This window comes from Proteiniphilum sp. UBA1028 (assembly GCF_002316955.1).
Classification (GTDB): domain Bacteria; phylum Bacteroidota; class Bacteroidia; order Bacteroidales; family Dysgonomonadaceae; genus Proteiniphilum.
On the sequence record NZ_DCEN01000020.1, the window covers coordinates 3,539 to 22,648 of the forward strand.

Genomic DNA, 19,110 nt, shown 5'->3' on the forward strand with positions numbered 1-19,110 from the left:
CGCAACGATCCGATCGACTTCACGCCCGTAAACAAAACGTTGCACGAGGGGTTCTCCGACGAGACATTAAAAATATGTTGCTTTACCGACCACCAGATATTCGACCGCTTCCATAAATACAGCCTGAAGTCCGACAGGGCCCGCTCGGGAAAGATAGCGTTAACCCTCAAGGAGCTGAATCAGCTGCAACCGGGCGACTTTGTGGTGCACATGGATCACGGTATCGGTAAGTTCGCGGGGCTGGTGCGCCTGCGCATTGGCGACAAGGTACAGGAGGTGATCAAGCTTACCTACCTGAACAACGATGCCGTGTTTGTATCGATTCACGCTTTACACAAAGTGTCGAAGTACAAAGGTAAGGAGGGGGAGTCGCCCCAATTGAATAAACTGGGGTCCGGAGCATGGGAAAAGGTGAAGGAGCGGACAAAGTCGAAGATAAAGGATATTGCCCGCGATCTGATTAAATTGTATGCCCAGCGCCAGCAGGAAAAAGGATTTGCCTTCTCAAGGGATACCTATCTGCAGACGGAACTGGAGGCCTCATTCATGTACGAAGATACCCCCGACCAGATAAAAGCTACGCGCGATGTGAAGGCCGACATGCAGAGCGAGCAGCCAATGGACAGGCTGATCTGTGGCGACGTGGGCTTCGGCAAGACGGAGATCGCTGTCCGTGCGGCATTCAAGGCTGCAATCGACGGCAAGCAGACGGCAGTGCTGGTACCCACTACGGTGCTGGCTACCCAGCATTACCATACGTTCAGCGACCGGCTGGTCAATTTTCCTGTGAAGGTGGACTATCTGAGCCGTGCGCGTACATCAAAAGAACAAAAGGAGATTCTCAACCGCCTGAAAGAGGGTGAAATTGATATCCTGATCGGAACACACCGACTGGTGGGCAAGGATGTGGAGTTCAAAGATCTGGGACTGCTCATCATCGACGAGGAGCAAAAATTCGGTGTCTCCGTGAAGGAAAAGCTGAAACAGCTGAAGGTAAACGTGGATACGCTCACCATGACGGCAACTCCCATCCCGCGTACATTGCAGTTCTCGCTGATGGGGTCGCGGGATCTCTCTACTATTGGCACCCCGCCCCCTAACCGTTATCCGGTGCAGACGGAGGTACATACCTTTGATATGGAGATCATCCGCGATGCGGTAAACTTTGAGATAAGCCGCAACGGACAGGTCTTTATCGTGAACAACCGTATTCAGAATATTTATGAGCTGGAGGCATTGATAAAGCGGGAGATCCCCGGCATACGCATTGCTGTGGGCCATGGTCAGATGGATCCGAAAAAACTGGAGAGCGTGATTGCAGACTTTATGAATCATGAGCAGGATCTGCTGATTGCCACCACCATCATCGAGTCGGGGATTGATATGCCCAACGTCAATACCATCATCGTCATTGATGCACAGAACTTTGGATTGAGCGACCTGCATCAGCTGCGCGGCAGGGTAGGGCGCAGCAACAGGAAAGCATTCTGTTATCTGCTGGCTCCACCTTTGTATACCCTGAGCAGCGACTCAAGGCGACGGCTGCAGGCAATCGAGAATTTCGCAGAGTTGGGCAGCGGCATTCATATTGCCATGCAGGATCTCGATATCCGTGGGGCTGGTAATCTGCTGGGCGCGGAACAGAGCGGGTTTATTGCCGACCTGGGCTACGAAACATACCGGAAGATCCTTACGGAAGCGGTGCAAGAGCTGCGGAAGGATGAATTTGCCGACCTCTACAAAGAGCAGGAAAAGGCGGAAGAGCAGGATTTTGTGAGCGATGTGCTGGTGGAAAGCGACCTGGAGCTGATGTTCCCGGTGATGTATATCCCCAACGACGCAGAACGTGTGGGTATCTACCGCGAACTGGATAACATGGAGACGGAGACCGAGATCATGGAATTCACGAGACGGCTGGAAGACCGCTTCGGAAAGATACCCCACCAGGGTAGGGAACTAATTCGCATCGTGCGGCTGCGTCGTCTGGCCAAAACGTTGGGAATTGAAAAGATCATGCTGAAGAACAGTCAGATGACCCTGAACCTGATTGCTGATCCGAAATCGGCCTATTATCAATCATCCTCTTTTGATAAGCTGCTCTTCTTTGTGCAGCAGCATGCACGCCAGTGTCAACTGCGGGAGACGGGGAAGAAACGTTCCGTGGTAATCCGCCATATCAATTCTGTGGAAACTGCCGTGGCCGTACTGGAGGAGATGCTCCAGGCGTCAACTGTTTCGAATTAAATCACAAAATCAAAGGGTCCGCTGAAATCTTTGCCGGATCTGATCTTTACATCCACGGTGTTGGTTACCAGGGAGTATGGGATTACGCTCCTTGTGAGCCATGCCCCGCCCCCAATGGTGGAGTCGTGACCGATGACCGTGGCCCCGCCCAGAATGGTGGCATTGGCATAGATGACCACGTTGTCCTCCACGGTGGGGTGACGCTTCACATCCGACAGTTTCTTCTCCACATAGAGTGCTCCGAGCGTGACGCCCTGATATATCTTCACGTTGTCGCCTATTTCCGTTGTTTCTCCAATGACGATGCCTGTACCATGATCCATGAAGAAGTTCTTGCCTATCTTGGCAGCCGGATGGATGTCGATGCCGACCTTCGAATGGGCATATTCTGAAAAAAGACGCGAGATAAGCGGAAGCCCGAGCTGATGAAGCTCATGGGCGATACGGTGAACACAGAGTGCGAAAAAACCGGGGTAGGTGATAATCACCTCTTCCAGAGTCTTGGCGGCGGGATCGAACCTGAGGTAGCACGCAGCATCCTTGTATAAACGTTGCTGAAGCGCCGGGAGCTTTTGAAAAAAAGCTTCTGTTTTTTTGTCGGCAGCCTCCGGGTTGTGGAGCCTGGCTATGTTTGCGTGAAGCTTTTCGGCCGCCTCCCGCAGTCCGTCCTGCACATCCCGGGAGTCCGGACAATCACAGATGGGAAACATGAGCGAGACCAGGGTCTCAATCACTTTCTCCAGTTCGCACTTGTCGATGGGTATGTCGATGGACTGGGGCGTAAACTGTGCTATCAGTTCGTATGTTTTGTCTGTCATATTGAATATTTCAAAAAACGATTACTCACTAAGTTAAAGGTAGAAGACGCGCAACCAACTCGTCGCCCAACGCCTTCTTGTCTTCAATGTGTTTGAGGGTGGCCATGACGAACGGATTCTTGTCGAAAGCACCCCGTACATATTCAAAATCCATTGCCCGGTCCTGGATGTTGCCGTCCGCACCAAATCCTGTTTTGAAAGAGAGAGAAAACTCCTTCTTGGCATCGCAATAAATCATCTCATCAAGGTTTACCACACTCTCTTTCCATTTCTCCACAATGCCGATCACGTCTGCTGCCGTTATCTCGTCGGCCTTCAGTTTATAAAACGATTGAATCTTATCCCATGCCCATGTCCATTCATTCTGGTAATAGTCCTGATGCAGTTTCTGGAAGATATGATTGATATCCTTCAGTTTTGTAATCTCGCCTGCTTCAATTTTATTCAACAGGTCGTCAATTTCCGATTTGGGGGCAATCAGCCCCGACATATCGACCCATTCTCCCAACCCGGGCCTGTCGCCTGGATCGAGTTGTTGCCTGATCTCCTGGTTGCTTTTGAAGCGAGTACCTTCCAGCCTTTTAATGATTGAGTTGCCCAGAAACTTGTGGATGATAATTTCGTATAGACTGAGGCCTTTGCGTAGCGCTGAATTGGTGATGATACAGCTCTGGAATGTATACAATTCTGATGCCTCACCCGCTGTTGCCTGCAGGTTATTCAGAATCTCCAGGCCGGCAAATACCTTCTGAATGGTGTAGGGACTGAGCAGATTAAAATTAATGCAATCGAGCCGGTTGGGATCTTTCCGCCTGTCTCGTTCCGGCCATTTTTTGGCGTCGCGTATGGTACCCACACTCCGTAAATTAACTCCCGGAGCAATATATGTGCCGTTGTCTTTTTCAATGAGGTACGAGAATGGCAGGTTGGATGTGTCGGCATGTTGTGAGTGACGCCCCAAAATCAGCGAGAAAGCGCCTACCTTGGCCGGCCATAAAACGTATGAATTACTGGTCGTTTTAGCGCCTCTCTCAATGATGCCCTGGTGGATAGGTCCAAGCTTGTACATGTGATTGCTCTGGTTGGATCCCGAGCCGGCATTCATAAAGGAGAACATTCCGGCAATAAGCAGGGTGGACTTATGATGGGTCACCGTATAAGGACCCGCAAAGAGGGCACATGCTTCGCCGTTTTCCCCTTGGCAGTTGCTGAAAAAGAGTGAGTCGGAGGCGGAGTAGCCATGATTGATCAGACAGGCTTGTCCCACAAAGCAACGTGTGATAAAGGAACCACCGTCGATCCTCGATCCGGAGGAGACGATAAAATCTTCCGCAATCACGTTGCGGCCGATGTATACCGGATCGTGCACATTGCTGTTGATGCTCCCGTTTTTCAGCTTCATTGCTCCGGTGATCTTGGTGTGGGACCCGATGCGTACATTCTTGATGTAGCCTACATTGACGATCTTACAATGAGGGCCGATAGTTCCTCGGTCAGAGGCATGCTTGTCGCAGTAAAAGTCGATGATGGACTTCATCCGTTCAATTAGTTGGGAACGATGACGGTACAGCGAGTAGATATAGGCAAAATGAGCCGACAGCTTGTCGTTGATATGCACCTCGCGTCCGCCTGTTTCGTTTAGCACATTCACCTGTACTCCGTTGCCGAAAGTGGTTGGGCCGTCTACCAGGATCACATCCACATTCTGAATGAAGCAATAGGAGCCGATGGTGTAGTTTGCTATGTAGTTTTGCACGTTCTCAATGACTACATTGTCCCCAATGCTGCAATTATGAATGACAGCATTGTTGATTCCCGCATGTTTTTTCAAACCTCCGGCAAGTTCAAATTGAGTATCAAAGTTGCCGAGCGATATTTTTCCGGAGAATTGTGCATTCCTGACAAAACGAGGATCGAACCCCTCCTTCACAGTAACCTGATCCCAGTCGGGACAACTGCATCCGTTTTTCTCCAGCTGATCAATTTCGTCTTGTGTTAAGTTTCTGTATTGCTGCATACGAGATAGTTTTTATATGTTGTTCCACGAACTCCCACCATCATTTATCTATACGAGAAGATGTTGCTTTAAGGAAAAACGAGGTTCCTTGAAGGGAACCCCGTTCTTTTACATTATTTCTGTTCCTTAAGAGCAGCATAAATAAGGCCTTCCAACTCTTCGGCCAACTCAGGATTGTCTCTGACAGCAATCTTGGCTGCATCGCGCCCCTGTCCCAGCCTGGTTTCATTATAGCTGTACCAGGAGCCGCTTTTCTTGATGATATTCAATTCAGCCCCCATGTCGATGATCTCTCCTGTACGTGAGATGCCTTCACCGTACATGATATCGAACTCGGCTTTGCGGAACGGCGGGGCGACTTTGTTTTTCACAACCCTCACGCGGGTGGGCTTACCGATCTGTTCTTCTCCCTCTTTGATGGGAGAGCCATTGCCCCGGATGTCGAGACGTACAGATGCGTAAAACTTCAGCGCGTTACCACCGGTGGTGGTCTCCGGGTTTCCAAACATGACGCCGATCTTTTCCCGCAGCTGGTTAATGAAAATGCACGTGGTGTTGGTCTTGCTGATGGCAGAAGTGAGTTTTCGGAGTGCCTGGGACATAAGACGTGCCTGCAGACCCACGTTGGAGTCTCCCATATCTCCTTCGATCTCTTTCTTGGGAGTGAGGGCCGCCACCGAGTCGATGACGATGATGTCGACGGCCGATGAGCGGATCAGCTGCTCTGCAATCTCCAGCGCTTCTTCACCACTACTGGGTTGCGAGATCAGTAGCTCGTCGGTGTTGACGCCCAGCTTGTCGGCATAAAAACGGTCAAAAGCATGCTCCGCATCAATAAATGCGGCTACACCTCCCGCTTTCTGTGCTTCGGCGATGGCATGAATGGCGAGGGTGGTTTTACCCGACGATTCGGGGCCGTAGATTTCGATGACACGCCCGCGAGGATAGCCTCCCACGCCCAGTGCCACATTCAGCCCGAGGGAACCGGAGGAAATGACCGGAATTTCTTCCACCTTCTCATCTCCCATTTTCATGATAGACCCTTTGCCGTAAGTCTTTTCAATTTTGTCCATCGCTGCCCGTAGCGCCTTCATTTTTTCACTGTTCTTGTTCTCTTTTACTTCTTCCATAATGTTGTGTTTCTTTCTTTTTTCATTTAATCCCCAAAATCTGACCAACATGGTCTCTGGTGTTCACGTCCTTTTCTTCAGGCTGGCGATCATGCCATCTTAGGTTATTTTATCGCCAATATGTAATGCCACTGATTTTTATCCGTTGGAGATTGATACTTCAAAGATAGTAAAAAACCAAAAATTCCGATACTGTTTCAGAAAAAAGTGACGTGTTGCCTCTATGCCAGTTTGTACACCCCTCCGGGGAGGGAGGTGACCACATTTTTTATTTCCAACTCCAGCAGTGTCATAAACAATGCCGTCACCGGCATGTTGAGCTCTATGGCGAGGGCGTTTACCTGCATGGCTCCCCCTTTAAGGAGCACCTGGTAAACTTCCTCTTCGTTCTCTGACAATTCCACAAACAGATCTCTTTGTTTCGGAAAATTGTTTTTCTTTTCTTCCTCCCATCCCATGTGGGTCATCAGATCGTCCACGCTCTGCAAGAGCAAGGCATTGTTGCTGGAAATTAACCGGTTGCATCCTGATGACATCTTGTCGTGAATGCGTCCCGGCACGGCAAAAACTTCCCGGAAGTATGAGTTGCCCAGGTCGGCCGTAGTGAGTGATCCTCCCTTTTCGCCCGATTCAACTACCACCACCGCATCCGACATGCCGGCCACGATGCGGTTTCGTTTTACAAAATTATGCCGGTCGGGGTTGGTGCCACTGGGAAACTCGGTGAGCAGCGCTCCTGTCTCCAGCATATCGATCGCCGTCTGCCGGTGCATGGCGGGGTAGATCCTGTCCAACCCGTGCGCCAGTATGGCGACGGTTGATAATCCGTTTTGTAGCGATGCCCGGTGAGCGTGGATATCGATACCGTATGCCAGGCCACTGACGATTTGAACTTCGGGGATACGCTCTGCCAGATCGCGGACGAACTCGCGACAGAACTCCTGGCCATATCTTGTTTCAGTGCGCGTGCCAACAATGCTGATCACTTTTTGCCGGTTGAAGTTGACTTGACCCTTGGCATACAGCAATATCGGGGCATCGATGCATTGTGTGAGTCGTTGCGGATAGTCGGGGTTGGTGTAAAACAGAATCCGGAGGTTGTTTTTTACGACAAATTCCAACTCTTTCTCTGCCCGCCGCAGTACTTCGGGATCGCGAATCTCCTGTATCAGCCTTCTGGAAATCCGGGGGATGGACTTCAGCTTGCGGACCTCTTCCCTGAAAATATCCTCCTCATCGCCAACTACCTCCATCAGGTTGCGGGCGTGCATCACTCCCACGCCCTTTATTTGCGTGAGGGCTATCTGGTATAAAGATTTGTCTGACATAAGCTTTTCGGTTGTCAGTCGTTAATTGTCGGTTAACGGCTACTGGTAGTAGGCCGACAGCGCATTGTCAGAGTTCGGTTACCGGATGTATTCTTTAAATGCTTCGTCAAAAACGTCCGGTTTCGACAATTTGCCGTTCACCAGGTTTACCACCTCTATCTTTGCTTTGGCACAGGTGGCGTTGTCCGATAGCCGGATAATTTCCTGGTGGAAAATGTATTTTACGTTCACTCTTTCAATGTGAGTGACGGTGCACAAAAATGTATCCATCCCTATCAGGGGTACCTTGTACCGGATCTCCACCTTTGATACTACCGCATCAATGCCCTGTAGATGGAGCTGGTGAAAATTCAATCCCACCTTCTCCAGAAATTCGTGGCGTGTGACTTCGAAATAGTGCTGATAATTGGCATTGTTCACATGGCCCTGTGTATCGCACTCATAGTCGCGCACCTTCATTGTGTGCACAAAAACCGGGTCCGCCACTTTATTGAGTTTTCCTTGTTTTAATCCATTCTCTGGCATTTGCAAACGCTTCCATCCAGGGGGTTACCTCATGTTTGCGGTAGGCAAACGGGTAGTATGCATTTTGCCAGGGGAAGATGGTGCGCTCCAGGTGGGGCATCATGGCCAGGTGGCGCCCATTGTCTGAACAAACGGCTGCAGTGGCATAGTCTGATCCGTTGGGATTACCGGGATAGGTGTCGTATACGTATTTGGCAGAAATGTTGTAAGTGGATGCTTCCTCCGGCAGCACAAACCGGCCTTCGCCATGTGCGACCCAGATACCCAGTTTGGTGCCTTCGAGCGACCGGAACATTACTGATTCGTTTTTCGGAATTTCCACACTCACGAATGTAGACTCAAACTTATGCGACAGGTTATGGGCCATCTTGGGGTGCTTGTCGCCCATTTCAGGGAAAATAAGACCCAGCTCCATCAACAGTTGACAGCCGTTGCAGATGCCAAGGCTCAGCGTATCTTCACGGGTGAAAAAGTTTTCGAGTGCTGTTCTCGCTTTTTCGTTATACCGGAATCCACCGGCCCATCCTTTGGCAGAGCCGAGCACGTCGGAGTTGGAGAACCCGCCGCAGAAGACGGCAAACTGAACATCCTCCAGCGTTTCGCGTCCCGAGGTGAGGTCTGTCATATGCACGTCCTTCACATCGAAGCCGGCGAGGTAAAGCGCATAGGCCATCTCCCGTTCGCCGTTTGTGCCTTTCTCACGGATGATGGCAGCGGTGAGGCCCGAACGTTCTTTGCGGTCGGGATTTAATCCCAGGTCCTCCATCTTGCCGGTAAAGGAGGGTTTGATGTCGAACCGGAGCGGTTGTTGCTTGTAGTTGGCAAAACGATCAGCGGCACATGTTTCCCCACTTTGTCTCCTGTCAAGAAGGTAGGATGTGTTGTACCACACATCGCGCAGGTGGTCTATATCAAATTCCTGACGGAACTCCTCTTTCGCGACGATCAGCTTCCGCTCTTCGATGGGGCGTGCCACGATGGCAAAGCCCACTCCGTAGTCGTCCAGTATTTTTTCCACCAGACGGTGATGTTTTACCTGGATGAGTACTCCCGGATTCTCAGAGAACAGAATCTTGATCAGGTCGGTATGCCGGATCTTGTCGAGACGTGCTTCCAGCCCGCCCTGCGGATTGGCAAAGCACATTTCCAGCATGGCGGTGATCATTCCACCGGCGGAGATATCGTGTCCGGCAAGAATGAGACCACGCTCGGTGAGCTCCTGAACGGCAGCAAATGCATTCTTGAAATATTCGGTGTCGCTCACGGTAGGTGCTTCGTCACCTACCGTGCTTAAGGTCTGTGCGAAAGCCGATCCTCCCAGTTTAAAGGGTTCGAAGGAGAAGTCGATATAGTAAAGATAGGTACCTCTTATGTAAGCCAGTACGGGTGAGACAATTCTGCGGATATTTTTCACTTCGGCTGCTGCAGAGATGATGACTGTGCCGGGGGAGAAAACCTTGTCGTCGCCGTATTTCTGGGTCATCGAGAGCGAATCTTTGCCGGTAGGAATGTTGATGCCCAGGTCGCCGGCGAATTCGGAGCATGCTTCTACAGCCTTGTACAGGCGGGCATCTTCTCCCGGGTTGCGGCAGGGCCACATCCAGTTGGCGCTGAGAGAGACTCCCTGTAGCCCATGGGTAAGCGGTGCAAAGACAATATTGGTCAGTGCCTCGGCTATCGCCACTACCGAGCCGGCGGCCGGATCAATCATCGCTACCTGCGGTGCATGACCGAGAGAGGTAGCCATGCCGGTATATCCTTTGTAATCGAGTGCGATGGCGCCGCAGTCGCTCAGCGGTAGTTGGATCTCTCCCTGGCACTGCTGCCGGGCGATCCTGCCGGTTACCGAGCGGTCCACTTTGTTGGTGAGCCAGTCCTTGCAGGCTACCGCCTCCAGCTTCAGGACGTTCTCGATATATGTGCCAAGCTGTTCGGGGGTATATGCCGGAGCTTCGTATGTTTCTTCCGTGGTGCTGTCTTCCATAATGGTGACAGGGGGTTTGCCGAAGAAATCGTCCAGCTCCATGTCGATGGGGTTGATGTTGCCGGTCCCACGGAAAGTAAATTTCATGTCGCCGGTGGTCTCTCCCACAACGTACATGGGTGCCCGCTCGCGTGAGGCAATCCGGGCAATTCTTTCAATATCTTTTTGTTCCACAAGCAGTCCCATGCGTTCCTGGCTTTCGTTGCCAATGATCTCCTTCGCGGAGAGTGTCTTGTCGCCCACCGGCAGCTTGTCGATGTCGATCACCCCGCCGGTCTGTTCTACCAGCTCGGAGAGGCAGTTGAGGTGTCCCCCCGCACCATGGTCGTGAATGGAGACGATGGGGCTCTCGTCCGACTCGGCCAGCGAACGGATCACGTTGGCCACCCGCTTTTGCATCTCGGGGTTGGCGCGCTGTACTGCATTCAGCTCTATACCGGAAGAATATTCACCGGTGTTGACCGACGAGACGGCGCCGCCGCCCATGCCGATGCGGTAGTTGTCGCCGCCCAGCACCACCACTTTCTCTCCCTTTTGCGGATTGCCTTTCTTCGCGTCGCGCTTGTTGGCATACCCAACGCCTCCCGCAAGCATGATCACCTTGTCGTAACCGAACTTTTTGTAGTTCTCTTCGTGTTCAAAAGTGAGCACAGAGCCGCAGATGAGCGGCTGACCGAATTTGTTGCCAAAGTCGGATGCTCCGTTGGATGCTTTGATCAGGATCTGTTCCGGTGTCTGGTAGAGCCATTTGCGAGGAGAAACAGCCTGTTCCCACTCGCGGCCTTCTTCCAGTCGTGGATAGGAGGTCATGTAAACGGCTGTCCCTGCCACGGGAAGGGAGCCCTTCCCGCCGGCGAGCCGGTCGCGAATCTCTCCCCCGGTGCCGGTGGAGGCTCCGTTAAAAGGTTCCACTGTGGTGGGGAAGTTATGTGTTTCTGCTTTGAGCGAGAGTACACTCTCCACCTCTTTTGTCTGGAAAAAATCGGGCTTGTCGCCACTGCCCGGGGCAAACTGCTCAATCATCGGGCCCTGTACGAAAGCCACGTTATCTTTGTAGGCCGAGATGAGGTTGTTCGGGTTGACCTGTGAGGTGCGTTTTATTAATTGAAAAAGAGAGAGTTCCTTCTCTTCTCCGTCGATAATGAATTTCCCGTTGAATATCTTGTGGCGGCAGTGCTCCGAGTTGACCTGTGAGAAGCCAAACACTTCGCTGTCGGTCAGCTTTCGCCCCATCTTTTTGCTTACGCCGTTCAGATAGTCGATCTCATCTTCACTCAGTGCCAGTCCCTCTGTGTTGTTGTATGCTGCAATATCGTCGATGTGGAGAATCTCTTCCGGTTGCTTGTCGATGGTGAAAAGCGTTTGATCAAGCTGCTCATACTTACGTTGCAGCATTGGGTCAAAATCGAAAGGAGCATTCTCCGGCATGGGAATATATTCTTCCATGCGGGTAATACCTTCTATGCCCATATTCTGGGTGATCTCCACCGCACAAGTGCTCCAGGGAGTAATCATCTCCCTGCGGGGGCCAACGAAAGGAGTGTGGACTGCTTCTGCATCAAGCAATGCTGCGTTTCCGAAAAGCCAGGTCAGCTTTTCGACCGTTTGGGTAGAAAAGACCGATTCTGTTTCTACTGCGATTACGCTTTGAGAGGGGGTTCTGAAAAATGAAATCATATTTTCTGTTTTATGTTGCATCAGATTGAAAGAGAATAGATCTCCTTCATTCTGCCCGGGACCGTTTGCTGTAGTTTCGTCCAATCTGAACGATGATACAAAGTTAGTGAACTTTTTCGTTAAGTCAAATGTGCAGAAGACAAGTTTACTTGGAATCTGCCATGACGAGAAAAAGTCTAAACTTGTTGAACTTTTTCGTTAAGTCAAAATAACAATTCAGCGAGGGGTGTGTCAAACTTGCCGGGACATTGCCGAGCGGAAGTTATTTATTCAAAATGTGCAGAAGAGAAGTTTACTTACACAACAAAACGCATTTTGTCTGTTAAGATTATGAATGTACCTTTGCGGCAAAATAGATTATTGTTTATTTTTCCTGTAAACAGCCATTCATGCTCGAAACAATTGCCAAAGGCTTTCTCATCGGATTACTGGTTTCCTCGCCCATGGGGCCGATCAACATGCTGACTATTCAACGCACGCTTAACCGGGGATGGTGGCACGGCTTTGTCACCGGGTTGGGGTCGGTGTTGTCGGACTTCATCTATGCCGTGATCACGCTGGCAGGGTTGGGCCTTGTGTCCGATTTTCTCGCGGCTCACGAAGGTCAGCTCCAATTGCTGGGGAGCCTGATCCTGATCTTTTTCGGGGTGGGTGTGTTTCGTTCCAACCCGTTGAGAGACTGGCAACCGGATAGGATTTCGGGAGAAACACGTTATGCAAAAGACTTTATCTCGGCATTTTTGCTTACCCTCTCCAATGTTGCAATCATTCTGGTGTTTGTGGGACTTTACGCACGCTTTTCGTTTAATCCTTTCCAGGATGGGCCTGCTTCGCTCTTTGCGGGACTGATCTCGTTTGCCGCAGCAGCGTTGTTGTGGTGGTTTCTGCTTACCACTTTTGTTTCCCGTCTGCGAAAACATTTCAACCGCCGGGGCTTAATCCTGCTTAATAGAACCATCGGCATCCTGCTGATGGTCGTGGGAGCCGGGGGTATCCTGCTTTCCGTTTTCCCGGTGTGATTTCCCCGTGACCGGAACAAGGGGGTGTCGGGCGTATGAAGACAGCCACCCGGGGGGACAGAACCAGAATTATCCGTGTTGGCCTATTTCGATCACTTCCAAATCTTTGATGTTGCCCTCCTCCAACACAAAGCGGAGGAGTGTACGGACACGATGAAACCCGTACTTCCCTGCCGCCCCCGGGTTCATATGCAGACATCCCAGCTTTTTATCGTACATCACCTTCAGGATATGCGAATGGCCGGCGATAAACAGCTTGGGGGGATGGGCAAACAATTGTGCACGGATAGACGGATCGTAACGGCCGGGGTAACCGCCGATGTGTGTCATGAGCACCTCCACATTTTCGAGGGTGAAATGTTGCGTTTGCGGGTAGGCGACGCGGGTTTTGTAGTCGTCGATGTTGCCATATACGGCACGAAATGGTTTCAGTGTCTCAAACCTGCCGGCAAGCTCCAGCGAGCCGATATCGCCGGCATGCCATATTTCATCGCAGGGCGATAAATAGGTTTCAAATTTCTCATCCCAGTACCCGTGCGTGTCGGACAACAACCCTATTTTTTTCATCTTTTCTTTTCTGTTTACGGCAAAGGTAATTTATTTTGGGAAAACAAACCTTTTCCATTATCCACCTTGACGGGCAATATTTACCGGCACCATAAACTCGAAGCCTTAAAAAAATTTTTTATTCAAACAAACTTTGTATTTTTGGGGTTTAAAGAGTTCTTAAACCGTAGTCAATGGAAAATAACCAATATACTTACTTCAAACGCGATATAAGCTGGCTATCTTTTAACTACCGGGTACTCCTGGAAGCGAAAGACGAGCGCCTGCCCATCTATGAGCGGATCAAGTTCCTCTCTATTTATTCTTCCAATCTGGAGGAGTTCTACAAGATTCGTGTGTCGGGTTATCATAGTTCTCTGTTAAAAAATATCAAGCGGGACGAATCGATTGAGGAGGCCATGCGGACCATAGTTCAGATCAACAGTGAAGTGACCGCCCAGGAGAAAGAATATTATGCGATATTTAACCAGATGATATTGCCTGAGCTCAAGAAGAACAACATTGTCCTCTATCAGTCGGATCAGGTGGAACCCTTTCATCGAGCCTATGTGGAGAAATATTTCAATGAGGAGGTTTTCCCTTATTTGCAGCCGATGATCATTCTGAAGGATGACATTCATTCTTTTATTCAGGATGGGCGCATCTATCAGGTGATCAGTTTGCTGCAAAAAAAGAAAAAAAAGGAGGCAGAAGGATTGAAATACACCTATGCCATCATGAAGATTCCCTTCACCAAAATTCCCCGTTTCATAGAACTGCCCTCTTACGGAGGCAATTATTACATCATGTTTATCGACGATGTGATAAAGGCGAACATGCAAAGTGTCTTTCCCGGATATGAGATCGTGGATTGCTTCAGCATCAAGATCTCACGCGATGCAGACTTTTCGCTGGAGGATGAGGATCAGAAGGATATTGCTGAGAAGATCCTCCGTAAGGTGCGCAAACGTAAGATCGGTGCTGTGACGAGGTTTCAGTATGACAAGGATATGCCCGATTATTTCCTGCGCTATCTGTGCGAAACATACGAAATTGAGGAGGAGGAGCTATTGCCCTCGGGTCGCTATTTGAACCTGTCGGACCTGTCAAACCTCCCTAACCCTGTGGGAGATTCGTTAAAACAAAAGCTACCGCAGCCCTTGCGTGTGCCGGAGCTGGAATCGAATACCTCCATCCTGCGAGTGTTGCGAAAGCAGGATGTGCTGTTGCATTTCCCGTACCAGTCGTTTGACTACCTGCTGCGTTTCCTGATGCAGGCAGCGTTCGACCCCAAGGTAATTGAAATAAAGGTGACCCAATACCGGGTGGCCGAGAACTCAGCCGTGATCAACAGTCTTATCAGCGCAGCAAAAAATGGCAAGAAGGTGACTGTCTTCGTTGAGCTGAAGGCCCGCTTCGATGAGGAGAACAACTACCTCTCCTCCGAACTGATGCAGCAGGCCGGGGTAAAGATCATCTACAGTCTGCCGGGACTGAAGGTGCACGCAAAGCTGGCTTATGTGCGCAAGCGCAGCAATGATCCCGATGACCCCCTGAAAGGCTATGCTTACCTGGGCACGGGCAACTTTAACGAGAAAACGGCCCGCATCTATTCGGACAAAGGGCTGCTGACTTCGAACAAGGAGATCATTAAAGATATCGACGAAGTCTTCCGTGTGTTGGAGGGAAAGCCTTACACGCACAATTTCAGACATCTGCTGGTAACACAGTTTAATCTGTTGCCCGCCATCCATCAACTGATTGACCGTGAGGTTGAAAGTGTAAAGAACGGCGGCTTAGGCCATATCATTTTAAAAATGAACAGCCTGGAGGACAAGGGAATGATCAATGCCCTTTACCGGGCCAGCGAGGCGGGAGTGAAGATTGATCTGATCATCCGGGGAATCTGCTGCCTTGTACCCAACCAGCCTTTCAGCAAAAATATCACGGTAACCCGCATTGTAGATGCCTATCTGGAACATGCGCGGGTGTGGTACTTCTTTCATGAAGGAGAAGAAAAAGTATATCTTACTTCTGCCGACTGGATGGAACGCAACCTGCACCGCCGTATCGAGGTGGCCTTTCCTGTCTACTCGGAAAAGCCGAAGCGGCAGATCGTGGATATCCTGAAAATCCAGCTGGAAGATAACCAGAGCGCCGTATGGGTGGATGAACATCTGAATAATGTGTTTAAAAGGGACACGACTTCATCTGATGAAGCACCTGTCCGTGCGCAGCAGGCTATTTACGACTACCTGAAAAAGTCGACCGGGTTGTATTGAAACAGATACTTTATGGATTTGAATCGTCCCGGGAGCAAGTGAACGCCATCTTATGACTGTTATAAGCGCCCAGAATACCGACGTGGTTTGTCACGTTTGAATGAACCTGCGTGGCCTCCACGATTGGAATTCCATTGTTACTGATAGCCTTGTTGGCTGAAATAACGTAGAGGTACAAATCTTTTGACATTTGCGCCACTTCAATTTCATATTCAATGGTTTGGTCGGGATCCGTTTGCACCGGCTCATGAAAAACAAAGTTGAGCCCCAACTCCTTCCCGTTCACAAACAGATCGGTAAAGATATTTTTAATATTACGGTTGCCTTCATCTTCCTCCCATAGAATTCCGGATACGGCATCCCCTCCTCCCACAACTTGTTTGTTGTCGAGGATATCCGATAACTTCAGGTCAAGGGGATAGCTGAACTGCAACATGCCTTGATAATAAGCGTTCCTTCTCCCTTTGATGAAATAGTAATTCTCCTGCTCCGGATTATCGGTCAGAGTCAATTTTATATTCAACTCAATTAGTTTCTCACCTGTGTTTCCACCCGGATAAGAGTTCTCCTTAACCGTTTCGGTAACACTCTTCACGCTGAGATTGACATTTTCCGGCATCATCGTCTTTGCTCCTAACTTCTCAAATCCGGGCGCCTCCACTTCAATCCCTATCTCATCCGACGGCTTGGGTACGTAGCTGCCTTTATACACTCCTTTTCCTTTGTGAGCAAGCTTTTCCATAACTGTGCCATTTACGTAGAGAGTAACAGCGGCATTTTCCACATCGGGTATCGGCGATACCTTCCCGAGTACGAAACGACTTTGAGAAATGTGTGCCGATACCACGGAGTCGGTATTTACCGTGCTGTTTACAACCAGCATCGGATCAGTAACCTCTCCTTTAAACGCAATATCTTTTTCGCACGAGATAAATATACCCAATGATATTGCTAAAAGAACCGCAAACGCGGAAGTATGTTTTTTCTTCATATCTTTTTAAAATTTGATGGTGTAACTTACAGAGGGAATAATTGGAAAAAGAGTAGCCTGCTTGAGTTTGTTAACCGTTTCATATTCGCCGGTTTGCGGATTCTGCCGGCTGTGTGAGTCGGCATATACGAAAAACGGATTCCACCGGTTATATACATTGTATATACTGATATTCCATGTGCGAAGGTTCCCCCGTTTGGTTACCTTGTGAAAATTCACACCCAGATCCATTCGATGGTAACTGTTGTAGCGGAAATTATTTCGCGCCGAAACGTGAGGTATCTCTACGGAGACCGGATAAGGATTGTCCAGGTTGGGATATCCGGCGCCTTTCACCTCATGAAAGGCGAATGTGGCGGCATTTCCCGTGCTGAAGACCCATGAGCCGGACAGATCAATACGCTCGGAAAACTTATGTGTAAGCGTGAGGCTGATGTCGTGACGACGGTCATATTTCGCCGGAAAAGGTTTCCCGTTGTTGAGTTCGTTGCCCGGTTCATCGAAAATCCTATTGGATTTCGACCAGGTGTAACCCACCCATCCGGTGGTGTTTCCAAAAGAACGCTGTGCCAGTAACTCCACACCGTAGGCGGTTCCGCGTCCTGTGCTCACCTTGTCTTCCCAGTTGGTCGATATGCCCATGAAAGAGGCGCCATCCTTATATTCGAGCAGGTTGTCCATGGTCTTGTAATATCCTTCCACCGAGAAATCAGCAATGCCCGCCATGGAGTAAAAGAGGCCGGCGGAATATTGGTGCGAGTTCATGGGTTTTATCCTTTTCGTTACTGGCACCCAAAGGTCGGTAGGCAGGCTCACCAGGCTGTTCGACAACAGGTGGATGTATTGGCTCATGCCGGCATATCCTGCCTTAACCGACAGGTTGTCGGTAAGCAACAGGCGCACCCCTGCCCGCGGTTGTAACGAGGAGTAGTTCTGATTTTGAACGTGAAAAGTTGAAAAGTGCACCCCCAAGTTCACTTTCAACAGGTTGCCAATTGACACATTGTCTTCGATGTAGCTCATCGTCTCGTGTGCATATACGACGGGACTCCCAATGACCGTGTCCACCTTGTTGACTATTTCCGAATCCACAAACTTCATTGAAGTGACGTCGGGCCGGAAGGTATGGTAAGTGTAATTTGTACCAAATTTGATGTCGTGAGCACTGTTTGGTGTGTAGTCGAAATCCATTTTGGCCGTCCAGTCGCGAATACCTGAGTTATAAGTCAAATTCAGTTCGCTTTTCTCTTCCTTCGGCGGCGTTTTGCTTTTGTCTGTTTGCACGTTCTCGGCGCCCAGCCCTAACTTTGAGCGATAGCGCGTAAACGATGCCGTTGTGTTCATAAACAACTTGTTGTTTACAACATGGTTCCATCGCAAGGCAGTCACCACGTTTCCCCATCCCCAGTTGAGGTTGGTGTAGTCCTTGTCTTCAAAGTCCATGTTGTAGGAGACCCTGGTTCGCACTTTCGCGTAAAGAGCGTCGTCGCCCAGGTAGGCGCTCAGGTAAAGTTTGTCCCTGTCGGAAAACTTATGTGTGAACTTGGCATTCACATCGTAGAAATAGTACCCGGCGGCAGTGTTTCCGTCGCCTCCTTCCGCTTTAGCCGCGGCTTTTATCAGTGGCTGGGTCAACACGTCGATATAAGTTCTTCGGGCCGATACATTGAACGTGGTTTTTTCCCTGATGATAGGCCCTTCGAGTTGAATTTTAGAGGAGATCAGGCCGATACTTGCCGTCCCGCGTATTTTCTTGTCGTCACCGTCTTTCATCCGTACATCTACCACCGATGACAATCGTCCGCCGAATCGTGCCGGAAAGCTTCCTTTGTATAATGTGACATTTTTCAATGCATCGCTATTGAAAACAGAGAAAAATCCCAGCATGTGATTCACATTGTAAAGCGGCACGCCATCCAGTAAAAGAAGGTTTTCGTCGGGACCGCCGCCGCGTACGTAAAGCCCTGCAGAGCCTTCGGTTCCCGATTGTACACCCGGCAAAAGCTGCAACGCTTTTATCAGATCGTTCTCACCCAGTAGCGTGGGGATATTTTTTATCAGATTAATGGGTACTTCCACCGCACTCATCTGCGAACCCTTCACGCCCATTTCAGATCTCATTCCTACAACGGTAACCTCATCGAGTATATTGTTGAGCTTCAGGGCGATGTTTAAAACAGTGTCTTTATCCAAGACAAAAGTTTTTTCGTCAGTCTCATACCCGATGTAAGAGTAGTTGAGCGAAACCTCGCCCTTGGGTAATGTGAGCGAGTAGTACCCATAATTGTTGGCAGCCGCTCCTTTTGATGTTTTTTTGTCGATCACGGTGGCTGAGATCAATGTCTCGCCATTCGCGGCATCGGTAACATATCCGCTCACGGTGTAGTTCTGGGCGGCCAGTGTGCCGGCTGCCAAGGTGAAAAACAAGAGTAACCTCTTTCTCAGTTTGCACATACTTGGTGGTTTTTTAATAATTATGATAATTGTCATGTGGATTTACAATAAGGACTCGATATGCTCAATATCTCTACAGCGATGAGTCTTAAATA

General features: G+C 49.8%; 12 protein-coding genes. 3 read left to right on the forward strand and 9 right to left on the reverse strand.

Going from position 1 to position 19,110, the window contains the following annotated elements:
• Positions 1-2,244, forward strand: a 2,244-nt coding sequence (gene mfd, locus B3Z75_RS02255; protein WP_294067290.1) for a transcription-repair coupling factor, incomplete at its 5' end; no start/stop codon positions are given.
• Here mfd and epsC read toward each other — a convergent pair.
• The 6 genes from epsC to purL form a co-directional block, all read right to left on the reverse strand.
• Positions 2,241-3,062 (reverse strand): serine O-acetyltransferase EpsC, encoded by an 822-nt coding sequence (epsC, locus tag B3Z75_RS02260; RefSeq protein ID WP_294067292.1) that lies wholly within the window; start codon positions 3,060-3,062, stop codon positions 2,241-2,243. The two genes, mfd and epsC, sit on opposite strands and share 4 nt — an antisense overlap.
• 28 nt (positions 3,063-3,090) lie before the next feature.
• Complete coding sequence (locus B3Z75_RS02265) at positions 3,091-5,079, reverse strand: DUF4954 family protein (protein WP_294067294.1); 1,989 nt, start codon at positions 5,077-5,079, stop codon at positions 3,091-3,093.
• Positions 5,080-5,192: 113 nt separating this feature from the next.
• Positions 5,193-6,209, reverse strand: coding sequence for a recombinase RecA (gene recA / locus B3Z75_RS02270; protein WP_294067296.1), 1,017 nt, complete (start codon positions 6,207-6,209; stop codon positions 5,193-5,195).
• Between the two features lie 221 nt (positions 6,210-6,430).
• Entirely contained in the window at positions 6,431-7,537 is a 1,107-nt protein-coding gene (dprA, locus tag B3Z75_RS02275; protein ID WP_294067298.1) for a DNA-processing protein DprA, read from the reverse strand.
• A 78-nt stretch (positions 7,538-7,615) separates the two neighbouring features.
• A complete protein-coding gene (locus B3Z75_RS02280) occupies positions 7,616-8,062 on the reverse strand; it encodes an acyl-CoA thioesterase (protein ID WP_294067300.1) in 447 nt (148 codons plus the stop codon).
• The gene (gene purL, locus B3Z75_RS02285) at positions 8,025-11,723 is read right to left on the reverse strand and encodes a phosphoribosylformylglycinamidine synthase (protein WP_294067302.1); all 3,699 of its coding nucleotides are present in this window, start codon (positions 11,721-11,723) and stop codon (positions 8,025-8,027) included. The genes B3Z75_RS02280 and purL overlap by 38 nt, the downstream gene beginning before the upstream one ends.
• A gap of 389 nt (positions 11,724-12,112) precedes the next feature.
• Between purL and B3Z75_RS02290 the strand changes: the two genes are divergently transcribed.
• Positions 12,113-12,742 carry a LysE family translocator gene (locus B3Z75_RS02290; RefSeq protein WP_294067304.1) on the forward strand — a complete coding sequence of 210 codons (630 nt, stop codon included), beginning with the start codon at positions 12,113-12,115 and terminating at the stop codon, positions 12,740-12,742.
• 69 nt (positions 12,743-12,811) lie between these two features.
• Here B3Z75_RS02290 and B3Z75_RS02295 read toward each other — a convergent pair whose 3' ends face one another.
• A complete protein-coding gene (locus tag B3Z75_RS02295) occupies positions 12,812-13,309 on the reverse strand; it encodes a metallophosphoesterase family protein (RefSeq protein ID WP_294067306.1) in 498 nt (165 codons plus the stop codon).
• Positions 13,310-13,482: 173 nt separating this feature from the next.
• Between B3Z75_RS02295 and ppk1 the strand changes: the two genes are divergently transcribed.
• Entirely contained in the window at positions 13,483-15,570 is a 2,088-nt protein-coding gene (gene ppk1 / locus B3Z75_RS02300; RefSeq protein WP_294067308.1) for a polyphosphate kinase 1, read from the forward strand.
• A 10-nt stretch (positions 15,571-15,580) separates the two neighbouring features.
• Here the strand turns inward: ppk1 and B3Z75_RS02305 are convergent, their stop codons facing one another.
• Positions 15,581-16,561 (reverse strand): DUF4249 domain-containing protein, encoded by a 981-nt coding sequence (locus B3Z75_RS02305; protein ID WP_294067310.1) that lies wholly within the window; start codon positions 16,559-16,561, stop codon positions 15,581-15,583.
• Between the two features lie 6 nt (positions 16,562-16,567).
• Complete coding sequence (locus tag B3Z75_RS02310; RefSeq protein WP_294067312.1) at positions 16,568-19,015, reverse strand: TonB-dependent receptor; 2,448 nt, start codon at positions 19,013-19,015, stop codon at positions 16,568-16,570.
• Between the last annotated feature and the right edge of the window lie 95 nt (positions 19,016-19,110).

Coding starts and splice junctions, on each gene's coding strand:
- B3Z75_RS02295 (WP_294067306.1), bottom strand. CDS start 13,309: ATGAAAAAAATAGGGTTGTTGTCCGACACGCACGGGTACTGGGATGAG.
- B3Z75_RS02265 (WP_294067294.1), bottom strand. CDS start 5,079: ATGCAGCAATACAGAAACTTAACACAAGACGAAATTGATCAGCTGGAG.
- ppk1 (WP_294067308.1), top strand. CDS start 13,483: ATGGAAAATAACCAATATACTTACTTCAAACGCGATATAAGCTGGCTA.
- purL (WP_294067302.1), bottom strand. CDS start 11,723: ATGATTTCATTTTTCAGAACCCCCTCTCAAAGCGTAATCGCAGTAGAA.
- recA (WP_294067296.1), bottom strand. CDS start 6,209: ATGGAAGAAGTAAAAGAGAACAAGAACAGTGAAAAAATGAAGGCGCTA.
- epsC (WP_294067292.1), bottom strand. CDS start 3,062: ATGACAGACAAAACATACGAACTGATAGCACAGTTTACGCCCCAGTCC.
- B3Z75_RS02290 (WP_294067304.1), top strand. CDS start 12,113: ATGCTCGAAACAATTGCCAAAGGCTTTCTCATCGGATTACTGGTTTCC.
- B3Z75_RS02305 (WP_294067310.1), bottom strand. CDS start 16,561: ATGAAGAAAAAACATACTTCCGCGTTTGCGGTTCTTTTAGCAATATCA.
- dprA (WP_294067298.1), bottom strand. CDS start 7,537: ATGTCAGACAAATCTTTATACCAGATAGCCCTCACGCAAATAAAGGGC.
- B3Z75_RS02310 (WP_294067312.1), bottom strand. CDS start 19,015: ATGTGCAAACTGAGAAAGAGGTTACTCTTGTTTTTCACCTTGGCAGCC.
- B3Z75_RS02280 (WP_294067300.1), bottom strand. CDS start 8,062: ATGCCAGAGAATGGATTAAAACAAGGAAAACTCAATAAAGTGGCGGAC.